This window comes from Flavobacterium jumunjinense, assembly GCF_021650975.2.
GTDB classification, from domain to species: domain Bacteria; phylum Bacteroidota; class Bacteroidia; order Flavobacteriales; family Flavobacteriaceae; genus Flavobacterium; species Flavobacterium jumunjinense.
This window is the reverse complement of sequence record NZ_CP091285.1, coordinates 1,716,671-1,739,980: the sequence shown is the minus strand read 5'-3', so window position 1 is coordinate 1,739,980 and position 23,310 is coordinate 1,716,671. Positions and strand designations below refer to the sequence as shown.

Here is a 23,310-nt window from a genome sequence, read left to right as displayed (position 1 = left end):
ACTAAAAATGAAACATAGATTTATTATTATCTTTTTGTTTTTTGCTAGTTTAATCAATGCTCAAGAAGAAAAAACAAGTTACTCCTTCTCTCTTGACGAAGCAATTGAACATGCTAAAAAAAACAATTACACAGCGATAAACGCTAGTAAAGATATAGAAGCTGCAAAGCAAAAAAAATGGGAAACAACAGCAAGTGGTCTTCCTCAAATTAATGCTAATCTTACCTATTTAAACAACTTGAACTTTACAGAACAAGGAGTTACAGGTAATGCCTTTAATCCTGGTGGAGATCCTAATGATGTATCGACTATAACATTTGGAACAAAACACAGTATGGATGCAAAAGCAACATTAAGTCAATTAATTTTCGATGGCTCTTATATTGTTGGTTTACAATCTGCAAAAGTGTATTTGCAAATTTCTGAAAATGCAAAAATCAAAACCGATTTAGAAGTTACCGAAATGGTGACTAATGCCTACGGAAATGTTCTTCTTGCAAGAGAGAATATATCCATATTAGAAAACAACAAAACATCATTAGAAAAAACTCTTTTTGAAACTCAAGAAACATTCAAAAATGGTTTAATTGAAGAAGAGAATGTTGAACAATTGCAAATTACTTTATCGCAAATTACTAGCTCTCTATCTAATGCAACTAAAAGAAGTGAAATTGCTTTAAATTTTCTAAAAATTGCTCTAGGTATAGACATAAATAATGATTTAGAGTTGAAAGAGAATCTAGATGAACTTACTACTAAAAATGTAGTTTTAACATCTATGTCTGAAGATTTTGAAGTAAAAAACTCAATCGATTATAGAATGGGTGAAAACAACGAAAAATCGAAACAATTACTATTAAAATTGGAACGTTATAGAGGTTTACCAACAATTGGTGCGCAATTAAATTACGGTTATAATTCGTTTGCGAATCAATTTGATTTCTTTAACCAAGATCAAAGATGGTACAATAACTCTAATTTTGGAGTTAGCATCAACATGCCAATTTTTAGTAGTTTTAGAGATCATTCTAGAAAACAACAAGCTAAAATTGCACTAGAACAAGCAAAGAATGAATTAAAAGATACAGAACAACGTTTAAAACTTCAATACCAACAAGCACAAAGCGATTACGACTACAGTATCGAACAATATGCTACTTCTAAATCGAATTTAAAATTAGCAGAAAGAATCGAGAAAAAACAACAAGTAAAATTCAAAGAAGGTTTATCAAGTAGTTTTGAATTTACAGAAGCACAAAGACAATTGTATAGTTCTCAACAAGGTTTATTACAATCAATGATAGACGTAATTAATAAAAAAACAGCTTTAGACAAAATAACAACAAAACAATAATCTCATAATGAAACAAATATATTTAATCATAGCATCCTCACTTTTATTAATTTCGTGTGGTGGTGACAAAAAAAACTCAACAGCTTCTGTTATCGAAAAAGGAACATTAGAGCAGTTAAGAGCAAAAAGAACTGAATTAGTAAATCAATCTGATGCGTTAATGAAAGAATTAGCACAAATTGATGAAGCTATCGGTATTAAAGACACTAGTGAAAAACTTACTTTAATTACAACAATTGCTGCAAAAGACACAATTTTCAACCATTATGTAGAATTACAAGCAAATGTTAAAACCAAAGAAAACATTTTATTAAATGCTGAGTTTGGTGGTATTTTACAACAAGTTTATGTAAAAGAAGGTCAAAAAGTATCTAAAGGACAAATTTTAGCAAGAATTGATGATGGCGGATTAAGTTCTCAATTAGCACAAATAGAAACACAAGCAGCTTTAGCAAAAACTACTTTTGAAAGACAGCAAAACCTTTGGAATCAAAAAATCGGTTCAGAAATTCAATTCTTACAAACTAAAACAAACTATCAAGCACAATTAAAAGCAGTTGCTCAAATGAAATCTCAAGTTTCAAAAACAATAATAAGAGCTCCTTTTAGTGGTACAATTGATGGTATTGAGAACGAAAGAGGAAGCGTTGTTGGGCCTGGAACACCAGTTATGAGAATTGTAAACCTTGGAAATATGTATTTAGAGGCTGAAGTTCCTGAAAAAAACATTAGTACTATTAAGAAAGGGTCAGATGTAATTGTAGATTTTCCAATTCTTGGAGAAACTTTAAATACTAAAGTGACACAAGCAAACAACTATATAAATCCAGCAAATCGCTCGTTTAACATACAAATTGCAGTTCCAAATAAAAACGGAAACATTAAACCAAATTTATCTTCAAAGATTCAAATTAAAGATTACACAAACCCAAAAGCAATTACGGTTCCTACTAGTATTATTTCAGAAAATGCAGACGGTGAACAATTTTTATACATAGCAAAAAATCCTGATAAAGAGGGAAAAGCTATTGCAAAAAGAGTTATTGTAAAAGTTGGTTTATCACAAGGAGAATTCGTAGAAATTGTAGAAGGAATTAAAGATGGTGATTTAATCATCAAAGAAGGTGCTCGTAGCGTTAAAGACGGTCAAAAAGTATCTATAATAAAATAATTTTAGAAGATTATGAGCAATAAAAAGAATAACGAATTTAAACTTTCTTCTTGGGCAATTGAGAACAAGATGACGGCTTATGTAATGATGATAATGATTCTTTTCTTAGGATTGTCAGCATATTACAGCATGCCAAGAGAAGATTTTCCAGAAATTAAAGAAACTAAAATATACATTAGTACAGTTTATCCTGGAAATACAGCAGAAGATATTGAACGTTTAATTATAGATCCTTTAGAAGAGGAAATCAAAAACGTAAGTAACGTTGTTAAAGTTCTTTCTACTTCACAAGAAGATTACGGAATTATAACTGTAGAATTTGATGAAAAAATATCAGTTGAAGCTGCCAAACAAAAGATAAAAGACAAGATCGACACCAAAACAGGTGGCGAAGATTGGCCAACATTTAATGGTGCTAAAGTAGAACCAAATGTTTTTGATCTTAATATTTCTGAAGAAGTTCCAATTCTAAACATTAATATTCAAGGAGATTATCCTATTGAACAATTAAAAGTGTTTGGAGAATATTTGGAAGACGAAATTGAAGCTTTATCTGAAATTAAGCAAGTAGATATTCGTGGTGCACAAGAAAAAGAAATTGAAATAGCTGTAGACATTTACAGAATGATGGCGTCAAAAGTTAGTTTTGATGATGTTATTAATGCCGTTAGAAATGGAAATGTAACCATGTCTGCTGGGAATTTAGTTGCAAACGATCAAAGAAGAACTATTAGAATATTAGGTGAAGTTGAAAACCCATCTGATTTAGAAAGCTTTGTAGTTAAAACCCAAGGTGGTGCAGTTTATCTAAAAGATATTGCAAAAGTTACTTTTAAAGAAGTTGACAAAACCACTTATGCAAGAGAATTTGGAACAAGTGTAGTAATGCTAGACGTAAAAAAGCGTGCTGGTAAAAACATGATTGAAGCTACTGAAAAAATTAAAGTGATTTTAGAAGACGCTAAATCAAATCACTTTCCAAAAGATTTAACTATTTCTGTAACTAATGATCAATCTTCAAGAACCTTAAATCAGGTAGATGATTTGGTAAACAATATCATATTCGGAATTATATTAGTGGTTGGAGTTTTAATGTTCTTCCTAGGCTTTAGAAATGCTCTTTTCGTAGGTTTTGCAATTCCAATGTCTATGTTTATGTCGTTTATGATTCTAAATGCTTTAGGCTACACCATGAATACCATGATTCTTTTCGGATTAATTATGGGACTTGGAATGCTTGTAGATAACGGAATTGTAGTCGTCGAAAACGTCTATCGATTAATGGAAGATGAAGGCATGAGTCGTATAAAAGCTGCTAAAGAAGGAATTGGTGAAATTGCATTACCTATTATCATTTCTACTTTAACAACTGTTGCAGCCTTTGTACCACTAGGTATGTGGCCAGGAACTATGGGACAATTCATGATTTATTTCCCAATAACATTATCTGTTGTATTAGGTTCTTCATTATTTGTTGCAATCTTTTTCAATTCGGTTTTGGTTTCGCAATTCATGGATATTAATGAAAAAGTAGTTTCTAAAAAACAACTAATTACACTAAGTATAATCTTAGGTGGCTTTGGAACAATAATTCTAATTTTTGGTGGAGTTGTAAAAGGTTTTGGGGCATTAATGATTTTTACCGCTTTAATGTTTTGGCTGTATAAATATGTAATCAAAGGATTAACTATTTCTTTCCAAAACAAACTACTAACTCGTTTAGAAAATGCTTACGAAAGAGCTTTGCGTTTCTTTTTATCAGGCAGAAAACCAGTCATTACAGTTATTGCAATGATAATCATGTTCTTTGCAGTTATTATGTTGTATTTTGGATGGAGCGTAGGAAGTGGAAGAACCAAAGTTGAATTTTTCCCAGATAATACGCCAAATCAAATTATTGTTTATGTAGAATATCCGCAAGGAACAGATATTAAAAAAACAAATGAGATTACAAAATCTATTGAAAAACGTGTTTATAAAGTTTTAGATGATAAAGAATTTGTTTACACTGATGAAGATGGAAAAAAACAAAACTATTTAGTAGAAAATGGTGTTGCCCAAGTAGGTGAAGGTGCTGGAAACCCACAAACAGATGGAGGTTCTTCTGCAGAAATGCCTCATAAAGGAAAAATCACCATTTCTATGAAGGAATTTAAATTCCGTAACGGTAGAGATTCTGAAGATTTACGTAAAAAAATACAAGAATCTTTAAAAGATGTTTACCCTGGAGTTTCTATTTCTGTCGAAAAAGACGCAGTTGGTCCACCAGCAGGTTATCCAATTAATATTGAAATTAAAGGGAATGATTATGCAGAGTTAATTAACACTGCTGAGCGAATGAAAGATTTCTTAAACACGAAGAACATTCCTGGTGTAGATGAATTAAAAGTAGATGTAAACAAAGATAAACCTGCCATGAAAGTGGTAATTGATAGAGAAAAAGCAGGAGAACTTGGCGTTTCTGCAGGTCAAGTTGGTAATCAATTAAGACGTTCTATTTTTGGTGAAAAAGCAGGTGTTTACAAAAAAGATGGTGAAGACTATGATATTTATGTTCGTTTTAACGAAGAAAATAGATATAATAAAAGTGCAATCTTTAATCAAAACATTACGTTTAGAGATATGGCTTCTGGCCAAATTAAAGAAATTCCGGTTTCAACCGTTGCTAGTCAAAAAAACACATCTTCTTTTAGTGCTGTAAAACACAAACATTCGGGTCGAATTGTAGTATTGTATTCTGCTTTAGCACCTGGGTTTACAGATGCTGGCGCAGTTGTTGCACAAATTCAAGCAGAAATGGCTTCGTTTGATGCACCAAAAACAGTTAAATTTGACTATACAGGACAATTAGAAGAACAAGGAAAACAAATGAAGTTTTTAATGGGAGCTTTATTTACAGGTTTATTCTTAATTTTCTTAATCTTAATTTTTCAATTCAACTCAGTTTCAAGACCCGCAATTATTATGGTTGCCGTTTTCTTAAGTTTTATTGGTGTATTCTTAGGATTAATGATTACAGGAAAACCATTCGTAATTATGATGACCATGATGGGAATAATTTCGTTAGCCGGAATTGTTGTAAATAATGGTGTTGTATTACTGGATTATACCGATTTGTTAATTACAAGAAAAAGAAAAGAATTAGGCGTTGGCAAAAAAGAACTTCTAAGTAACGAGGATGTTTTTGAAGCAATTGTAAAAGGTGGAAAAGCACGTTTAAGACCTGTTTTATTAACTGCAATTACAACTGTTTTAGGATTAATTCCACTTGCAACAGGATTCAATATAGATTTCTTTAGTTTGTTTTCAACAGGAAACCCTCATGCTTATTTTGGTGGAGACAATGTTATCTTTTGGGGACCATTAGCTTGGACAGTAATCTACGGATTAATCTTCGCTACCTTCTTAACGTTAATTGTTGTACCCGTTTTATTCTATTTAGTAAACAGACTGAAACTACGTTTTAAAAACAGAAAATTAAAAGTAGCTGAAAGCAACTAATTACAAGAATCATTACTATAATAAAAAATGCTCCGAAAGTTTCGGAGCATTTTTTATTATGTATAATTTGCTAATTTCAACTACTAAACATCATCAAAATCTACAAATACTGAATCTGTTGTTGGCACTGCCTGACATGCTAAAACCAAGCCTTCTTCTATTTCTCCATCGGTTAAAATAGCATTTTTCTTCATCACTGCTTTTCCTTCTGTAACACGACAAATACAACTACTACAAACGCCACCTTGACAAGAATAAGGAGCGTCAATTCCTTGCTTCAATGTTGCTTCTAGAATTGTCTGTTTCTGACTCATTTCAAAAGAAGTTTCTTCATCATCAACCAAAACAGTAATTTTTGTATGTCCTCCTAAAACTGCATTTTCAAAACCTTCATTAGAAGCCGTTGTAAACAATTCAAATTTAATATCTTTCTCTGCTACATTGTTCTCTTTTAAAACTGCTGAAGCAGTATTAATCATCTCTTCTGGTCCACACAAGTAGAATTTGTCAAACGATTTTTCGCTGTGTTTGTTATTAATAACAAAATTAACAGCTGCTTTATCTATTCTTCCAAACAATTCTCCTTCTACATTTATTTTACTATACACATAATGCACAAAGAATCGACCTACATATTTTAAATGTAATTCTTGCAGTGTATCATAAAAAATAGTTTCTTCAGGGTTTTTATTCCCATAAGTTAATACAAATGTACTTTTAGGTTCTTCTTCTAAAACCGACTTGATAATTGATGCTATAGGTGTGATTCCACTTCCTGCTGCAAAAGCCGCGTAATTTCTTTGCCTATCTGCTTGCGGTTCAAAAACAAACTTTCCTTCTGGCAAACCAACTTCAATTAAATTACCAACACTTAATTTCTCATTTGCTAAGGTCGAAAAAAGTCCGTTTTTAATAGCTTTTACCGCAACTCTTAATTCTCCACTTTTAGGAGAAGAACAAATTGAATAAGCTCTCCTTACCTCTTCTCCATCTAATGTTACTTTTAGTGTAACATATTGACCAGAAACAAATTTGTAAAATGTTTTTAATTCTTCAGGTACATTAAAAAGTATAGAAACACAAGAAGCTGTTTCTCTTTTTATTTCTTTTATTACTAATTTATAGAATGTTGACATTATCTTATATTTTCTACAAAAATAAGAAACCTAAACAATAAAATTTAAAAAATATATACATAAGATTATTATACATAAGAAAATTATGCATACATTTGTACTGTTAAAATAATTAAAAATGAAGAATTCACAATTATACAAAGGAAGTTTAAACACCATAATCATGAAACTTTTAGAAGAAAAAGGAAGAATGTATGGTTATGAAATTACTCAAATGGTTAAAGAGATCACAAAAGGAGAGTTGAATATCACTGAAGGTGCACTTTATCCGGCTTTGCACAAGTTAGAAGCAGAAGGAATACTTGAAGTTGAAGTTGAGAGAGTCGACAATAGACTACGTAAATACTATAAACTCACAGAAAAAGGAACTACAGAAACGGTAAATAGATTAGCCGAATTAGAAGAGTTTATTAAAAACATGCAAACCATTGTTAATCCTAAATTGAGTTATTAAGATGACACTTACAAAAGAAAACATACAGTATATCAATCTTTATTTAAAAAAAAATAATGTCATTTTTGATGATATCAGAATTGAGTTGGTCGATCATATATCCTCTGCAGTTGAATTTGAAATGGTGAAAAATGAAAAACCATTTAACACTGCATTTTTAGAATTTATAAAAGAGAATAAAGTCGAAATTTTAAAAGCAGGAAAAGTGTATAAAAAATGGGATTTCCCTTTAGCATACAAGACATTTTTCCAGTTTTTAAAGAATAAAAATATAATTATCGTTTCTATAGTATTGTTCCTTACTTTTCAAAAAAACTTTTTTGAATTCATTAGAGAAAATATTGGAATGATTCAAGTTATTTCTGTTTTAATGATAATCGTAATGTGTTTAGGTTGGTTACTGTTTTTTACAGGAATTTTTAAAAGAAGATTTTTTGCCATAGAAAATAATTTTAATGTAAGCATTCTTTTTATTAATGCCTTTAATTTAGCACGAATTCTAACTCAACCTAAAAGTGATTTAGCTGTTAATTTAACGCTAACATACAGTATTCTTACGTTTTTATTTATTTGGTTTGTTGTAAAGAAGACATATGATTTCTATATCAAAAACAAAGAATTATATGCTTTTGAATAACACAACAATCAAAGATTCAAAACATGCAAACCATTGTTAATCCTAAATTAAGTTATTAAGATGCAACTTACAAAAGAACAAATACAAACTATAGATGCCATTTTAGAAAAAAAAGGCATTAAATATATCGATATTAAATTAGAACTAATAGATCATATTGCAACTCAGATTGAACAAGAAATGAATACAAAAGGAGCGGATTTTGAAACTACTTTGTGTTTAGCTCTAGATAAATGGAAGCGTCAATTTGTCTATAGCAGCAATTTTTTCGTAGGTATTATTCATTCATTTCCAAAAATAATTTTAAACAAACTAGTTTCAAAAGCAAAAAAATACTTTTTTATGTCTTCGATAATCTCAGCTATATGGATTTTCTTAATTAATTATTATAAAAATAATATGATTGAAATTTTAAAACCTTTCTCAACAATAGTTTCAATAAGTAGCGTTGTTTTCTCTATTATAATGGTTGTTTTAATTGTATTGATTAACTATAAATCAAAACCGACTACATATCGTTTTCTAGTTAATCAATCCTCACCTATTTTAGCTTTGAGTTTAATAGTAATAGCTTTTGATGAAACAATGGTTCACTTACAATTATTCTATTGCTCTTTATTCTTCATTTATACATTCTTTATGGTCAAGAATTATATATCACATAAAAACTTCATTAAATCTATTGAAATCATCAAATAAAAATAAAATAGTATTGTAAAAATATAAAATCTGTTAATAAAGAAAACAGAAAGAACCATAAAACTGAAATGAGAAATATCTGTATAAATGAAACTAACCGAAGAACAAATAGATAGATCATATCAGTTTACTAGATACCATTTTAGTCGGTATTAGCTTACTTACCGTTTCATTATATTTAGTACCCTATATCATAATAAAAATGATACAATCCAAGACAGAAAGCTACCTGAGAGAAACTTATCCTGAATATGAATTAGTTAATTCACTGAACTAATCCTTCAACATTCTTAAAACTATAAAAAAAGAGTTTAGCTTGTTAATAAAATTTCATTGCTGAAAAAGAAAATTTAGGTATTTTTACCAAAAATAAACAATATGAGTTCAGATAAAGAAGCAAAATTAAAAGCCTTACAATTAACCTTAGATAAATTAGATAAAACCTACGGAAAAGGTACGGTGATGAAAATGGGAGATTCTGCTATTGTAGAAGTAGAGACAATATCTTCTGGTTCTTTAGGATTAGATTTAGCTTTAGGTGTAAATGGATATCCAAAAGGAAGAATAGTAGAAATATATGGTCCAGAATCTTCTGGAAAAACAACATTAACACTTCATGCCATTGCTGAAGCACAAAAAGCAGGAGGAATTGCAGCATTTATTGATGCTGAGCATGCTTTTGATCGTTTTTATGCACAAAAATTAGGGATTGATATTGATAACTTAATCATATCGCAACCTGATAATGGTGAACAAGCATTAGAAATTGCTGAGAGCTTAATTCGTTCAGGTGCTGTTGACATTGTTGTTATTGACTCTGTAGCTGCATTAACTCCTAAAAGTGAAATTGAAGGAGATATGGGTGATTCTAAAATGGGACTACACGCTCGTTTAATGTCGCAGGCTTTAAGAAAATTAACAGGAACAATACACAAAACCAATTGTACGGTATTTTTCATTAATCAATTGCGTGAAAAAATTGGAGTTATGTTTGGAAATCCTGAAACAACAACGGGTGGTAACGCATTGAAATTTTACGCATCTATTAGAGTTGACATCAGAAAGTCATCACAAATAAAAGATGGAGATAGCGTTATTGGAAACAGAACGAAAGTTAAAATTGTAAAAAATAAAGTAGCACCACCATTTAGAACTGCAGAATTCGACATTATGTATGGAGAAGGAGTTTCTAAAGTAGGAGAGGTATTAGATTTAGCTGTAGAATTTGAAATTGTTAAGAAAAGTGGTTCATGGTTTAGCTATGGTGAAACTAAATTAGGTCAAGGTAGAGACGCTGTTAAAGGTCTCATAAAAGATAATCCTGAACTAATGGATGAACTAGAACAAAAAATAAAAGAAACAATAAAAGCAAACAACGCTTAACAGAAAGTAAAAAATCACGAAATATTCGTGATTTTTTACTTTTATGACGCAACCATTTAAAAAAATGAACATCTTTTAAAAAAAAACAATTATGAAACGGTTATTATCTATACTAAGTCTATTTTTAATATTAAACTCATGTAGTGTTGATGAAGGTGAAAAATACCACTTAACTTTATTACCAATTGAAGAAGTTGTCGTTCCAGATTCTTTTCAATTAGATCAAACTTATAGTATAAAAGTGAAGTATAAAAAACCTACAACGTGTCATGTTTATGATGGAATATATTATGATAGAAATGAAAACATTCGAACTTTTGCAGTGCAAAATGTGGTTTATGAAAGAAGTGAATGTCAAGATATCACAACTCCTACATTAACTGAAGCAACTTTCGATTTTCGCGTTTTGAACACAGGGTCATATATTTTTAAATTTTGGCAAGGAACAGATGCTAATGGTGAGAATATGTACCTTGAAGTTGAAATCCCAGTTGTTGACTAAATTTTAATGAATTTTGATAATTGACAACCTCATAAATGAATGCAAGCAAGGAAATACTAAGGCTCTTGAGCAAATTTACCGACATTTAAGTCCGAAAATTTTTGCTGTGTGCCTTAAGTATTCGAGAAGTTATGAGGAAGCTCAAGACAACTTACAAGAAGGTTTTTTGTTATTGTTTGAGAAAATAAATCAATTTAACTTTAAAGGTTCATTTGAGGGTTGGGCAAAAAGAGTTGTAATTAATTATATCCTTCAACAATATAGAAAGCAAAATATTCTTGAAATTGTATCTGAAAATTTTGCAGAAGTTGAAGAAGTTGAAATTGAAGAAGAAAATATTTCTTTAGATTTTTTAACTAGAATAATACAAGAACTACCAGATCGATATAGATTGGTTTTTAATTTATATGTTATGGATGGTTATTCACATAAAGAAATAGCCGAAATGTTAGGAATAAACATTGGAACTTCAAAATCTAATTTAGCAAGAGCCAAAGCCATATTAAAAAATAAGATTGAAACAAATGAAGTTGCCTCAATTCCAAAGATTAAATGAAAGAGAATAAAAATATAGAGCGCTTATTTCAAGAAAAGTTTAAAGACTTTGAAGCTACACCTCCAAGTATGGCTTGGGATTCTATTGCTTCCAAGTTAGAAAGTAATAAAAAAGAAAAAAGAAGAATTATTCCTTTATGGTTTAAATTAACAGGTATCGCCGCATCACTATTATTAATTTCTTATGGTATATTAGAGTTTTATAGTACTGAAAAAAAAGAAAGAAACACTGTTGTTACTCAAGATAAAACAAAGGACGCTAAAGAGAGTAACATCAAAGAAGATATTTTAGACAAAGGATTGCTCTTAAATACTAAAGAGACAAATGAAAGCATTGCAAATGATTCTAAAAATGAAACATTAAAAGAAAACAATACTTCAATCCACTCAACTGTTAGTAAAGAAAATAATACAGTAGTTGCATTAGAGAAAAACAAAAAAGAGAAATCGAGTAAAGCTACTAACGAAAAATTGCGTTTTGAAAATAAAATAAATAATAATGATTTAGTTGAACAAAATAATAACATAGTAAAATCTGAAAAAGCCTCAAACAATACATTAATCATTAACGATATAAGTAACGAAGAAATTGTTGGTCTTACTAATTTGAAATCAGAAAAAAACACAAACAACGAGTTAATAGTTCAAAATAGCGATACTAAAAAAGAAATTATTGAAAACACAAATAGCAAAGAAACTATTTTAAAGAATGAGACATTAGTCAGCATTAATTCTGATGTACAATTTACTGATAAGAATTCAACTTTAGATAATTCTAATTTAGCAACACATTCTGAAGAAACAAATTCGACTACAGAAAAAAGATTAGCACTAAATAGTAATACAGAAAACAATATTGTTGTTGCAGAAGACAATACAAATGCAACTATAAATTCATCAAATGACAATACAAATACTACTATTAATACAGTAGTTATAAATGAGAAAACAATAAACACAGTTGCTAGTACTACTTCTAATAAGTTAAAGACAAATAACAAAACAGGAGTTGTAACAGGAACAATTGAATACAATAAAGAAATAATTACAAATAAAGAGAATCCTATTACTAACGGAAATAATTTAGGTGTAATTAAAGATAGTACTAGTGTGATTGCCGAAGTTAATACAGAGGTAAATGCATTAGAACAATTGCTAGAACAAAAGGAAGAGGGAAAGAATGCTGATGAAAAAGAAAAAGAGATGAGGAATAAATGGGTTGTTAGCAGTAATGCTGCACCCGTTTATTTCAATTCGATGTCAGAGGGTTCTCCAATCGACGAACAATTTACTAGTAATAATAAAACTTATGCTACTTCTGTAAGTTACGGAGTTGGCGTACAATATGCTTTATCAAAAAAAATAAATATCCGTACTGGTATTAATTCTATTTCGTTAAACTACAACACGAATAATATTTATTACTCAAAATCATTGCAGGAATCATCCGTAGCATCATTAAATGTAACTACGAATGAAAATGCTCAATATCTTGTTTTAAAAAGTAAACCTACTAATATTGCTTCTGCTATTAATATGGAAGCAAATGGTATAAGGTATGAAAATGAAGCAAACTTAAAACAAGAAATGGGTTATATCGAAGTACCATTAGAACTAAGTTATAAAATCATTGATAAAAAATTTGGTATTGAATTAATTGGAGGAATGAGTACTATGTTTCTAAACAAAAATTCAATTTCATTAGTAACTAATGATTCAGAAATGAATATAGGTGAAGCAAATAACCTTAACGATATACATTTTAGTAGTAATGTCGGTTTGGGTTTTAAATATAGTTTTTGGAAATCTTTCAACGTAGATATTCAACCTATGTTTAAATACCAAATCAATACTTTTGATAACGACTCTGGAAATTTTAAACCTTATTTTATAGGGGTATATTCTGGAGTTAGTTTTAGTTTTTAAGCTTTTGGTTAGGCTTGAATTTTAGTTAGATGTTTCATTCTTATTCCATAATAAAGATTGAAACCGGAAAAGTCTCTTTTTATAAGAGACTTTTCTGTTATACATTTGACAATTGAATAATTATAACCAAGATTAAAGTAATACTATTTCCCACTTATTACTATCAGTAAAAGCAATTCCAAAAAAACGTTTTGCTATGGAATTGTCTTTTTTATAACTAATTATGCTATTCATAACTTTACTTAGAAATCAAAATACTCACTGCATTTCCTCCAAATCCAACAGCGTTTACAAGAATTTTTTTAATTGGTCTATTCCTTTTTTCTTGTTCATAAAAAGGAATAGCTATCAATTCTTGGTTTTGCAACATCAATACAGCTAATTCTACACTTAATAAACCAGAAGCTCCAAAAGTGTGCCCTATTTTCCATTTATTAGTCGTTAAAAATGGTAATTGATTACCAAATACCTTTCTAATAGCATTCAATTCGGAAGTATCTCCTTTAATTGTTCCTGGAGCATGCATAACTATCGCATCTACTTCTTCAATAGGTGTGTTTTTCAAAGCCATTTTCATCGACTTTTGAAAGCATTCTGCATCTGTAGAAATAGATATATTATGTTGAAGTACTTCGGTTGCATAACCAACACCTTCTACAAAGGCTAATGCATTGTCTTTTTCTCCAATTTCTAAGGCTATAACACTTGCCCCTTCTCCAATTACCATTGTGTTTTCTTTCTTGCTCAAATCAAAAGCTTTACAAGGATAATCATCTTCTTGCCGAGAATAGATACTCAATGCTTGCATTTGAGCAATAGTAAAAGGGGTTAAAGGGGCTTCTGAACCTCCAACAAGGAACTTATTTGTCATTCCTGACAACAACCACGCAACTCCGTTTAAAAGTGAATGTAAAGATGTAGAGCAAGTTATTGAATGTGAAATTTCTGGACCAGAACTTTGCAAATCATTAGCTACCCAACTGGAAATATTCCCCAGAGTTGTTGTAGGAGATGCTAATGTACTTACTCTATTGGTTTGTACAAATTCTGCATGGTATTTTTCGAATAATTCTGTAGCTCCTCTAGAAGATCCAATATTTATTCCAAAAATATCTTCTGTTGACCAATTTGCTTGTTGCATTGCCAATCGTGAAACATAAATAGCATATACAACAGATTTATCTAAACCTTTATATTTTATATCTGATTCTTGAAGTTTTTGAATCTCTTCATTCAGTTTTTCAGAAATTGAAGCAGCCCAAACTGACTTATCTCCTATTTGTTTTTTAGCAATGTGTGATTTTGGAGTTAAATAATTGTCCCAAATCTCTTTTTTAGTAGTACCTAAAGTAGAAAGGGAAGCTAAAGCGGTTATGGATATTTTTTGATTCAAGAGGTTTATGGTTTACTTTTAGCCCTGATGGAAACGACATCCAGTCATTGCTTCGTTCCTTGCAATGACTGGATGTCGTTTCCATCAGGAAAATGGTTTGCAAATATACCTAGAGATTCGCTCCTATCAAAATTATATAATAGCTAATGCTTTTTCTATGGTTGTATATATTTTATCTAAATGCTTTTTTGAAATAACATAAGGAGGCAAAATATAGATAACATTACCAACAGGCCTAAGAATGACTCCATTCTCAATAAAAAAACTATATAGTTTGTTACGCAATGCTCCGTAATAATCTTGCTGACTATCCACATGAATTTCTAAAGCAAAAATAACACCTAGCACTCTTGTAGTTTTAACTTTTGGATGTGTTTCTATCTGTTTTTGAAATGCTAAATGTTGTTTATTTACTTCTTGAATATTTGTTTGCATCTCACTCGATTCTAGCAATTCAATTGCTGCTAGCGCTGCTGCACAACCTGTTGGGTTTGCAGTAAAAGTATGCCCATGAAACAATGCTTTTGAAGTATCATCATCGTAAAAAGCATCATAAATTTCATTCGTAAAACTAGTAACCGCCATTGGGATTGTACCTCCAGTAAGTGCTTTTGAAAGGCACATCATGTCGGGTTGTTCTTGAAGATAATCGCATGCAAAATTCTTCCCAGTTTTTCCAAACCCTGTCATTACTTCATCTGCAATAGTAAACACATTGTTTTCTTTAGCAACATGAATAAGTTGATCTAAAACTTCTGGTGCGTACATGACCATTCCTGCAGCTCCTTGTACTAAAGGCTCGAAAAGAAATGCTGCATATTCATTTGTTTTTAGTAAATCTTCAAAAGTCTTCAATGAATTTTCCTCATTTCCTTTGGTTGGAACAGGAATTCGAACGACTTCTAACAATGAACCTTGAAAAGCTTCTGTAAAAAAAGAAATACCACTTGCTGCCATTGCTCCAAAAGTATCACCATGAAAAGCATTTTCAAAAGCAATAATCTTTGTCTTTTTTTCTCCTTTATTATGAAAATACTGAAGTGCTACTTTTATTGCTACTTCTACGGCTGTAGAGCCATTATCGGAATAGAAAAATTTCTTCTGATTTGAAGGTAATATTTTAGCTAATTTTTCTGATAGCGCAATTGCTTTTTTGTGTGTAAAGCCTCCAAAAAGGACATGCTCTAGAGTTGTTAATTGCTTATAAATAGCATCTGCCATGAAACGATTACTATGCCCGAATGGATTTACCCACCAAGACGCTATAGCATCAATATATTCCTTTTCATTTTCATCCCAAAGCAAAGCTCCTTCTCCTTTTATAATAACAGGATGTGTAAATGCCGTTTTATGTTGCGTATAAGGATGCCAATTGTATAATGTGTCTTTTTCTGAAAGTGTCATTTTGAAGTTAGATTTTAGAAATCAGAAGTTAGAATTGTTCTTTACACAAAGATGGAAGTCTATTTTCCTTTCTCTTTATTTTTTATTTAATTTTTAAAAGATTATCTCTGAAGACATCTGCATAATAACGAATCACATTTTTATCAAAATAAGGTTCGTTTTCTATTCTACCAATCATTTCTAAACCTGATTTAGAAAGAATGATTGATTCTGTTGCTTCATTCACATCGCCATTAAAAATTATCCCAGCTATTGCAATGTCTCTATATTGTAAAGCTTCAATGGTAAGAAGCGTGTGATTGATACTTCCTAAATAATGTCTTGAAACTACTATGACTTTATAATCGGGCTGAATTAAATCTACAATTGTATCTTTATCATTTAAAGGAACAAAAATCCCTCCTGCTCCTTCAATAACTAAATTATTATCTGTCTGTGGTTCTTGAATTATATTCAAATCAACCACCACATTGTCTAATTCTGCTGCATAATGAGGACTTGCGGGTGTGTTTAAAGCATAGCTATTTTCGTGATAAACTGTTGCTTCATTAGAAACATATTTTGCTATTTTATGTGTATCTGAATTTTCTAAATCTCCGGCTTGAATTGGTTTCCAATAATCGGCTTCTAGCGCTTCGGTAATAATTGCAGATGCAATTGTTTTCCCAACATCGGTTCCAATTCCTGTTACAAATATTTTCATTTTCTATTTTTTAGTTTCGAATTCAAATCCACATGAATCACATTTGTATTTTCTTTTTACATAGAAGGGTAAAACAATAAAAAGTAATGCTATAAGCATAGACAGGAATGATTTTGCATCATCTACAACAGAAACTAACATTGCCTTTTTCTCTTTACAACTAGGACAAACTATTCCTTGACCTTGATTATCTACTTCATATTTAGAAATGGATTCTAAAATAGTAGTTGCCTTAGTAAAATCTTCTTCTTTAACAAACAGCTTCACACCACCAATAGCATTACTAACCAAAGGATCGGTATCAATAGTATGATTATCTCTCATAAAAACCTGAATTCCTTCCGATTCTAATTTTCCTTTAAAAATAATCGCTTCGGAAGAATATTGATAGCTCGCTACTTTCCTGAATTTTGCTTTTTCCATAGAGTACAAAGGTCGCAAACATTACACGAAAAACACAATTAAAATATTTTATATTACCTATAAATGTTTTTCTAGTAATAAAAGAATGCATTGTATCTCTTCGTTGGAATTATAAGAATGCAAGCAAAAACGCAATCTTTCTTCTCCTTTTGGTACCGTTGGAGAGACTATAGGTTTAACATCGAAACCTTTTTCTTTTAAAAACAATGCAGTTTGTTTTACATTATTGTTCCCAGGAATAACTATTGATTTTATGGAGGATTTAAACAGAGAATCTTGATGGATTGAATTAAAAAACAATGAATTATTTTGTAATTTCTGAATTAAGACTTTGCTTTTTTCTAACTCTTGATAGGCTATCAGAATGGTAGCTATTGAATGTGGAGCTAATGCAGTTGTATAAATAAAACTTCTCGAAAAGTTTACTAAATAATCTTTTAATGACTTACTACCTAAAATTGCAGCACCATGGCAACCCAATCCCTTTCCAAATGTCATAATTCTAGCAAAAATTTCATCTTGAAGTTGCAAACTTTGTACTAAACCTTCTCCTTTTGCTCCAAAAACCCCTAACGCATGTGCTTCATCAACGATTAACAAAGCATTGTATTGTTGTGTTAATTTTACTAATTGCCCAATATCTGGAGAATCTCCATCCATAGAAAAAACAGATTCTGTAACAACATAAATTACGTTTGATGTTGTCTTCTCTTTTTGCAGTATTTTTTCTAAACTTTCTAAATTGTTATGTTTGAATTTATATGCTTTTGCCAAACTCATTTGAATTCCGTCTCGAATAGATGCGTGAATGAGTTCGTCATATACAATAATATCATTTCTTTGTGGTACAGCACTAAAAAATCCAACATTAGCATCGTAGCCAGAGTTGAAAATTAAAGCATCTTCCGATTGATGAAAACTAGCTATATATTCTTCTGTATCAAAATACAATTCGTGATTTCCAGAAAGTAACCTAGAGCCTGTTGCTCCGTTCTGTGTTATCTTTCTTTCTAATAATAATTGATTTGTTTTTTGAAAAATCGTTTCGTTTCTAGAAAAACCTAAGTAATCATTTGAAGCAAAATCGATTAAATTATTTGCTTCAGGAAGAGTACGCAATAGATTATTAACGCTTCTATTCTCTAATTTATTTTGTAATGATTGCGGAAGTTTCATAGTTCAAAAATAAACAAAGTCCTGCAATTGCAGGACTTTGTTTATTTTATTATTTAAAAAAGACTAAAAAACATACTTTTTATATATCGTTTGATTATTCTCTAAAGTAATTTTCAAGAATAATGCAGTATTCGATTTTGTTAAAGTATTTATTTCATATTTATTAGCATTTACATTTTTCTTATCTAATAATCTTCTTCCTAAAACATCATAGACTGAAATATCTTTAATATTATCTGTTTTTGACGTTACGTCAATTTGATCAACTCCACTTATAATAATATCATTAGGATTTAAAGTAAAATCATCATTTGATAATGCTGGATTTTTAAATCTTAAAACAAATCTATTATTAATCTCATTTGCTTCAGCATAGAAAGTATAAGGTTGATTTGATATCGACGTTACAATTCCAACATTAGTATCTTCAATGTAAATATCTTGATTTTCAAAAACACCATCAACAGCATGAATTGAGAATGTATAGCTACCATTTACAGGAACATTTATCCCTAATGGAATACTATCCTCATCTGAAAAAGGCAAACCAAAACCTTGAATTATCATTTTATCACTTCCAGCAAAAGTATAGATTCGCTGTTGGTTTGGTTCTACTTTTGTAAAAGCATCAAATAACCAATCTTTAGCATTTGTTGCTCCATCAACATAACCTATCAACGTTCTATCTGAGCTAGAATCTGAATTAGATAAATCTAACCAAATTCTACTTTTATCTGTTCCTAAATTTTGACTCTTAAAGAATTGATCATTCAAATAGACTTCATTTCTTAATGAGTTATTAAATGTAATATTATCTGTTGTTGCCGCTCCATCATTCATTAACACCATGAAACCTTGTCCACCAGCAATATATCCATTAAAACCACCTGGACCACTTAATGTTCCTGTTCCATTATGAACAATGAAATCGGACACTGAATAATTTGATGTGAAATTTCCGTAATATGGATTCGGATTACTACTATTTGGTAGTGTTCCATGTGTCCAAATTCTAACTGCTCCTTCAATTTTTGTATTATTTAGCGCCAAGAAATCCATTACACTAATAGAAGAAGGATAAGGATTACCAATTAAATTCCAATTATCATCAAAACGAGTAATTGTAACAGAGTTTGTACCTGCATAATCAGCACCTGTGTAACTTCCTCTTGCAATTGGAGCTTGAATTAATCCATTATTAGGTGTTCCACTATTAAAGGATGCCATAAAACTTTGAGGTGTAGCTGTAAATGTACTTGGTCCTCTAACGATATAACCAACTCCATCAGCCATTACATCAGCAGAAGCATCAATCCAATATCCTTGAGCTCCATTTGGATTTGCATAAATTGGATCCCATTTAAAAATTTTATCCGAAGGTGTTAATGGTGAAATAGCTGCTACATTAAAATTTTTAACTGGTGATGACCAATACACATAATCTTGTTTTCTAATGCTCGCAATTCTTTCGTAAGTAACATTACCTACATTAGTATCGGTATCATTTATTTGAATTAATGATCCATTATTTTTAACATTTAATGTTCCGTTATTTGTAATTCCATTTTCTACAACTACATAATCAGAATCATTAATATTCAGTTCAAATCCAGAGTTTACTAATAAGCTACAGCATTTAAAACTAGAATTCACTCCTGTATTGTAATCTCCATTTATAACTACTGGTGTTGTTATTGTTGGCACACCACTTGACCACACTGTCCCATTCCAAGTTGTTGTTCCGGAGCATTTCGATGTCAATTGAATATCATCAATTGCTATATCAGAAGCAAAACCTACCCCAGTAATTCCTCTTATTCTTATTTTTATTGTCTTACCTACATAGGGTGCAAGATCTACTGTTGCAATGTTCCAAACATCACCACTATTTCCCGAAATGGCAGCTATTATATCATTTTGCCACAAACCATCAACAAATAAATCAACATGTAAAGCACCCATGTCTCCACCAAACATATGATAGGCAAATTTAAAATCATAGCCTTGATCAATTATCATACATTGACTCTCTAAGATTCCAGTTTGACCACTACAACTTGACGCTTCCAAATAAGCATAATTACCAGTAACAGTTCCTGGGTTATAATCTACACTTGGACCTGTCCCTGTTGAAGGCGTTCCTCCCTCATCAACTCTCCAATCGATATTATCATCCGTACCGTTTGCTAAATTCAACCAAAAACCACTCAATCCACAAACAGTTGTTCCACAATCTGAAGCAGTTCCACATAATGCATCTCCTTCAAAATCTTCATTAAAACTTGAAGCAATTGTACCAGCAACTACTTCAATATAGGACACTTTTGTTTGTGTATTCGATCCGTTTGCGTTTGTTGCTGTTAATTCAACAGTATAAAAATCAGCATTAGTAAATCTAACTTCTGGATTTTGTGATGTAGAAGAAGTACCATTTACATAGACCACTGTTGCAGGTGTAATTGTCCATGACCAAGAAGTTGGAGTGAAATCTGAATTATCTGTCAAAATAAAATCAGAACCAACACAACCGCTTGTTGCATTCACTTCAAAACAAGAAGTAGGCGCTACATTACCTGGGTCTTTTAAATCACTTATCCACAACCCTTGACCGTAAGTAGCAGCATATAATTTACTTTTACATTCCGTTGCATTAGAATATATTTCTAACTCAGCAACTTCCAGATTCGCTAATCCGCCTGAATATAAAACCCAATCTGCTAAATTATTATCTTTATAATAAACACCAACATCCATCCCTACATACATTGCACCAACAGTACTTGACTGATCAATTACAATTGTATTTAAAGAAATATTAGGCAAAGTACCTGAAACATTAGTCCAACTTGTACCTGAATTTGTTGATTCGTAAATATCATTTCCAATTGCAATAAAAAGATGCGTTGGATCAGTTGGGTCTATTTCAATATCTTTGGGAGTTCCTGCTGCTGGTAAACTAGCTTCTAAGTCTGTCCATGTTGGTGAAGCTGCCTGCGCATTTGTAGAAACATAAAAATTACTACTTCCACCTTTTGAAATATACAAAATATTACTATCAGATGGAGCAATAGCTAAATCGACAATATCTGAAGTATTGGAAAAACTTGAAATTTGAGTCCATGCCGTACCTGTTTTAACTGCTGTATTTCTCCAAACATTATCATAACCTGCAAACATAGTATTTACATTGTTTGGATCTAGTTTATAAGGTGTTACCCATGCTCCTGTTTCACCTATTGTTCCTGCAATATTCCCTGAAAATGTATTTCCGCCATTCGTAGATCTTCTAATGTCTCCATAATAAAGAGCACCATACATATAGTTAGCATCGGTTGGATCAACAATACATTCCATTCCGTCTCCACCAATTTCAGTTGAAAAAGTGGCACCATCACTAACAGCAGTACCATTATCTTGATAACCATTAATTACGACTTCTGGAACTGTTTGTGCAACTCCTATTTTATAAATTTGAGCAATAGCCAAACCACTACTAATATCATTCCAATTTAGTCCGTTATCCGTCGTAAAATATACACCACCGTCATTTCCATTATATAAACTGTTTGTATGCGGAGAAAACTCCAATGCATGTTGATCGGCATGAACTCCATCAATAGAACCACTTGTACCTACCCAATAAGAAGAACAAGTCATTGTTGAACCTCCATCAACAGATTTCCAAAGATTAACACCTCCTGTATAAATAACATCAGCATTAGTTGGGTCTGCAGCAATAACTAAATCGTACCAAGCTTGACTAGCTGTACCTGAACCGTTAGTTTCATATCCTAAAATATTAGGCGTTGTTGTTCTTGTTGCAAAGTTATCTCCACTATCTGTAGAACGATATATTCCTACTAATCCGCTACCACCACCTGCAAGTAAATATACCCAGTTTGGTTGATTTGCAGATACTGCTATAGCAATTCTTTGAGAACCACCTGGTACACCACTTGTTATTTGTGTAAAAGAAGCTCCTCCGTCTGTAGACTTATGAAATGAAGTTCCAGATGCATAAACAATACTTGAATTTGTTGGATGGAAAGCAATATCTTTAGGATTAGTCCCCAAAGAAGCTGAAGCTGACCAGTTTGCTCCACCATCTGTTGTTCTATATATTACATTATTAGAACTAGCGGCAACCATAATATTAGAATTTGATGGATCAATCAATAATTCATTAATAGTTCTGTTTCCCATTCCAGTGTTATGCGGAGCCCAAGTTACTCCACCATTTGTACTTCTCCAGACCCCATAACCTGGAGCATTTCCACCATCTCTGTCTCCAGTTCCAATATAAATAATATCTGGATTTGAGGGATTTATTACTATTCCTGACACTCCTAAACGAGTTAATCCACTAGAAAATTCTGTCCAAGTAGTACCGTTATCTGTAGTTTTCCAAAAACCACCAGAAGGTGCTCCTACATAAATTATGTTTGGGTCTGTAGGATGAAAAGCAATACAACTCACTCTTCCATTACCGTTCAATTGTCCTGTACCGTTATTAGGTAATGATACTGGCCCAACAATAGACCAATTTCCTGATCCAGAAGTATATTTATTATTCACATTTGAATGTGAAGCTCTATATTTTGTGATTTCTTCAAGAACATTTCCTTCATTTGGAAAATTACCATTTTCATCTACACGGTTTTCCCAATAATATTCCCATCTTTTAAATTGTTTAATACCACGTCCCTTTGGAAGTTTCTTAGAATTAGAAACGTTTAAATTGTAATATAATTCGAAATCTTTTTTGATTTCATTAAAGTTTGCATCTTTGTTATGCATTAAATCTTGCCAATTATTTTGCGAAAAACCGCAACAACAGCACAATATTGTGGTTAACAATAGTAGTTTTCTCATAGTAAAGTGATAGTTAAGTTT

17 protein-coding genes are annotated in these 23,310 nt (G+C 31.1%); 10 read left to right on the top strand and 7 right to left on the bottom strand.

The features are described from left to right. Positions 1 to 7: 7 nt before the first annotated feature. The 3 genes from L2Z92_RS07755 to L2Z92_RS07745 are packed head-to-tail and all read left to right on the top strand — an operon-like array spanning position 8 to position 6,026. A complete protein-coding gene (locus L2Z92_RS07755) occupies positions 8 to 1,354 on the top strand; it encodes a TolC family protein (RefSeq protein ID WP_236458254.1) in 1,347 nt (448 codons plus the stop codon). 7 nt (positions 1,355 to 1,361) lie between these two features. After that, positions 1,362 to 2,525: an efflux RND transporter periplasmic adaptor subunit gene (locus L2Z92_RS07750; protein ID WP_236458253.1), complete on the top strand. Its 1,164-nt coding sequence runs from the start codon at positions 1,362 to 1,364 to the stop codon at positions 2,523 to 2,525. Positions 2,526 to 2,537: 12 nt separating this feature from the next. Next, positions 2,538 to 6,026 (top strand): efflux RND transporter permease subunit, encoded by a 3,489-nt coding sequence (locus L2Z92_RS07745; RefSeq protein ID WP_236458252.1) that lies wholly within the window; start codon positions 2,538 to 2,540, stop codon positions 6,024 to 6,026. A gap of 83 nt (positions 6,027 to 6,109) precedes the next feature. Here L2Z92_RS07745 and L2Z92_RS07740 read toward each other — a convergent pair whose 3' ends face one another. Further along, positions 6,110 to 7,162 (bottom strand): 2Fe-2S iron-sulfur cluster-binding protein, encoded by a 1,053-nt coding sequence (locus tag L2Z92_RS07740; RefSeq protein WP_236458251.1) that lies wholly within the window; start codon positions 7,160 to 7,162, stop codon positions 6,110 to 6,112. A gap of 118 nt (positions 7,163 to 7,280) precedes the next feature. Here L2Z92_RS07740 and L2Z92_RS07735 point away from each other — a divergent pair, with 118 nt between their 5' ends. The 7 genes from L2Z92_RS07735 to L2Z92_RS07705 all read left to right on the top strand — a co-directional run bounded on the left by L2Z92_RS07735 (position 7,281) and on the right by L2Z92_RS07705 (position 13,318). Continuing rightward, entirely contained in the window at positions 7,281 to 7,616 is a 336-nt protein-coding gene (locus L2Z92_RS07735; protein ID WP_236458250.1) for a PadR family transcriptional regulator, read from the top strand. A 1-nt stretch (position 7,617) separates the two neighbouring features. Next, a complete protein-coding gene (locus L2Z92_RS07730) occupies positions 7,618 to 8,253 on the top strand; it encodes a hypothetical protein (protein ID WP_236458249.1) in 636 nt (211 codons plus the stop codon). Between the two features lie 60 nt (positions 8,254 to 8,313). Further along, on the top strand, positions 8,314 to 8,952 hold the full coding sequence (locus tag L2Z92_RS07725; protein ID WP_236458248.1) for a hypothetical protein: 639 nt from the start codon (positions 8,314 to 8,316) through the stop codon (positions 8,950 to 8,952). A 378-nt stretch (positions 8,953 to 9,330) separates the two neighbouring features. Next, entirely contained in the window at positions 9,331 to 10,335 is a 1,005-nt protein-coding gene (recA, locus tag L2Z92_RS07720) for a recombinase RecA (RefSeq protein ID WP_236458247.1), read from the top strand. A 91-nt stretch (positions 10,336 to 10,426) separates the two neighbouring features. Next, on the top strand, positions 10,427 to 10,837 hold the full coding sequence (locus tag L2Z92_RS07715) for a hypothetical protein (RefSeq protein ID WP_236458246.1): 411 nt from the start codon (positions 10,427 to 10,429) through the stop codon (positions 10,835 to 10,837). A gap of 13 nt (positions 10,838 to 10,850) precedes the next feature. After that, positions 10,851 to 11,393 (top strand): RNA polymerase sigma factor, encoded by a 543-nt coding sequence (locus L2Z92_RS07710; protein ID WP_236458245.1) that lies wholly within the window; start codon positions 10,851 to 10,853, stop codon positions 11,391 to 11,393. Continuing rightward, the gene (locus tag L2Z92_RS07705; protein WP_236458244.1) at positions 11,390 to 13,318 is read left to right on the top strand and encodes a PorT family protein; all 1,929 of its coding nucleotides are present in this window, start codon (positions 11,390 to 11,392) and stop codon (positions 13,316 to 13,318) included. Before L2Z92_RS07710 ends, L2Z92_RS07705 begins: the two co-directional genes overlap by 4 nt. Before the next feature lie 238 nt (positions 13,319 to 13,556). Here L2Z92_RS07705 and L2Z92_RS07700 read toward each other — a convergent pair whose 3' ends face one another. From L2Z92_RS07700 to L2Z92_RS07675, 6 genes are all read right to left on the bottom strand, one after another. Beyond that, positions 13,557 to 14,711 (bottom strand): beta-ketoacyl synthase N-terminal-like domain-containing protein, encoded by a 1,155-nt coding sequence (locus L2Z92_RS07700; RefSeq protein ID WP_236458243.1) that lies wholly within the window; start codon positions 14,709 to 14,711, stop codon positions 13,557 to 13,559. Positions 14,712 to 14,843: 132 nt separating this feature from the next. After that, complete coding sequence (bioA, locus tag L2Z92_RS07695) at positions 14,844 to 16,115, bottom strand: adenosylmethionine--8-amino-7-oxononanoate transaminase (RefSeq protein ID WP_236458242.1); 1,272 nt, start codon at positions 16,113 to 16,115, stop codon at positions 14,844 to 14,846. 82 nt (positions 16,116 to 16,197) lie between these two features. Next, positions 16,198 to 16,818, bottom strand: a complete 621-nt coding sequence (gene bioD / locus L2Z92_RS07690) for a dethiobiotin synthase (protein ID WP_236458241.1) — start codon at positions 16,816 to 16,818, stop codon at positions 16,198 to 16,200. Between the two features lie 3 nt (positions 16,819 to 16,821). Beyond that, positions 16,822 to 17,241 (bottom strand): putative signal transducing protein, encoded by a 420-nt coding sequence (locus L2Z92_RS07685; protein WP_236458240.1) that lies wholly within the window; start codon positions 17,239 to 17,241, stop codon positions 16,822 to 16,824. A 57-nt stretch (positions 17,242 to 17,298) separates the two neighbouring features. Further along, positions 17,299 to 18,417 (bottom strand): aminotransferase class I/II-fold pyridoxal phosphate-dependent enzyme, encoded by a 1,119-nt coding sequence (locus L2Z92_RS07680; protein WP_236458239.1) that lies wholly within the window; start codon positions 18,415 to 18,417, stop codon positions 17,299 to 17,301. 63 nt (positions 18,418 to 18,480) lie between these two features. After that, the gene (locus L2Z92_RS07675) at positions 18,481 to 23,289 is read right to left on the bottom strand and encodes a VPS10 domain-containing protein (protein WP_236458238.1); all 4,809 of its coding nucleotides are present in this window, start codon (positions 23,287 to 23,289) and stop codon (positions 18,481 to 18,483) included. Between the last annotated feature and the right edge of the window lie 21 nt (positions 23,290 to 23,310).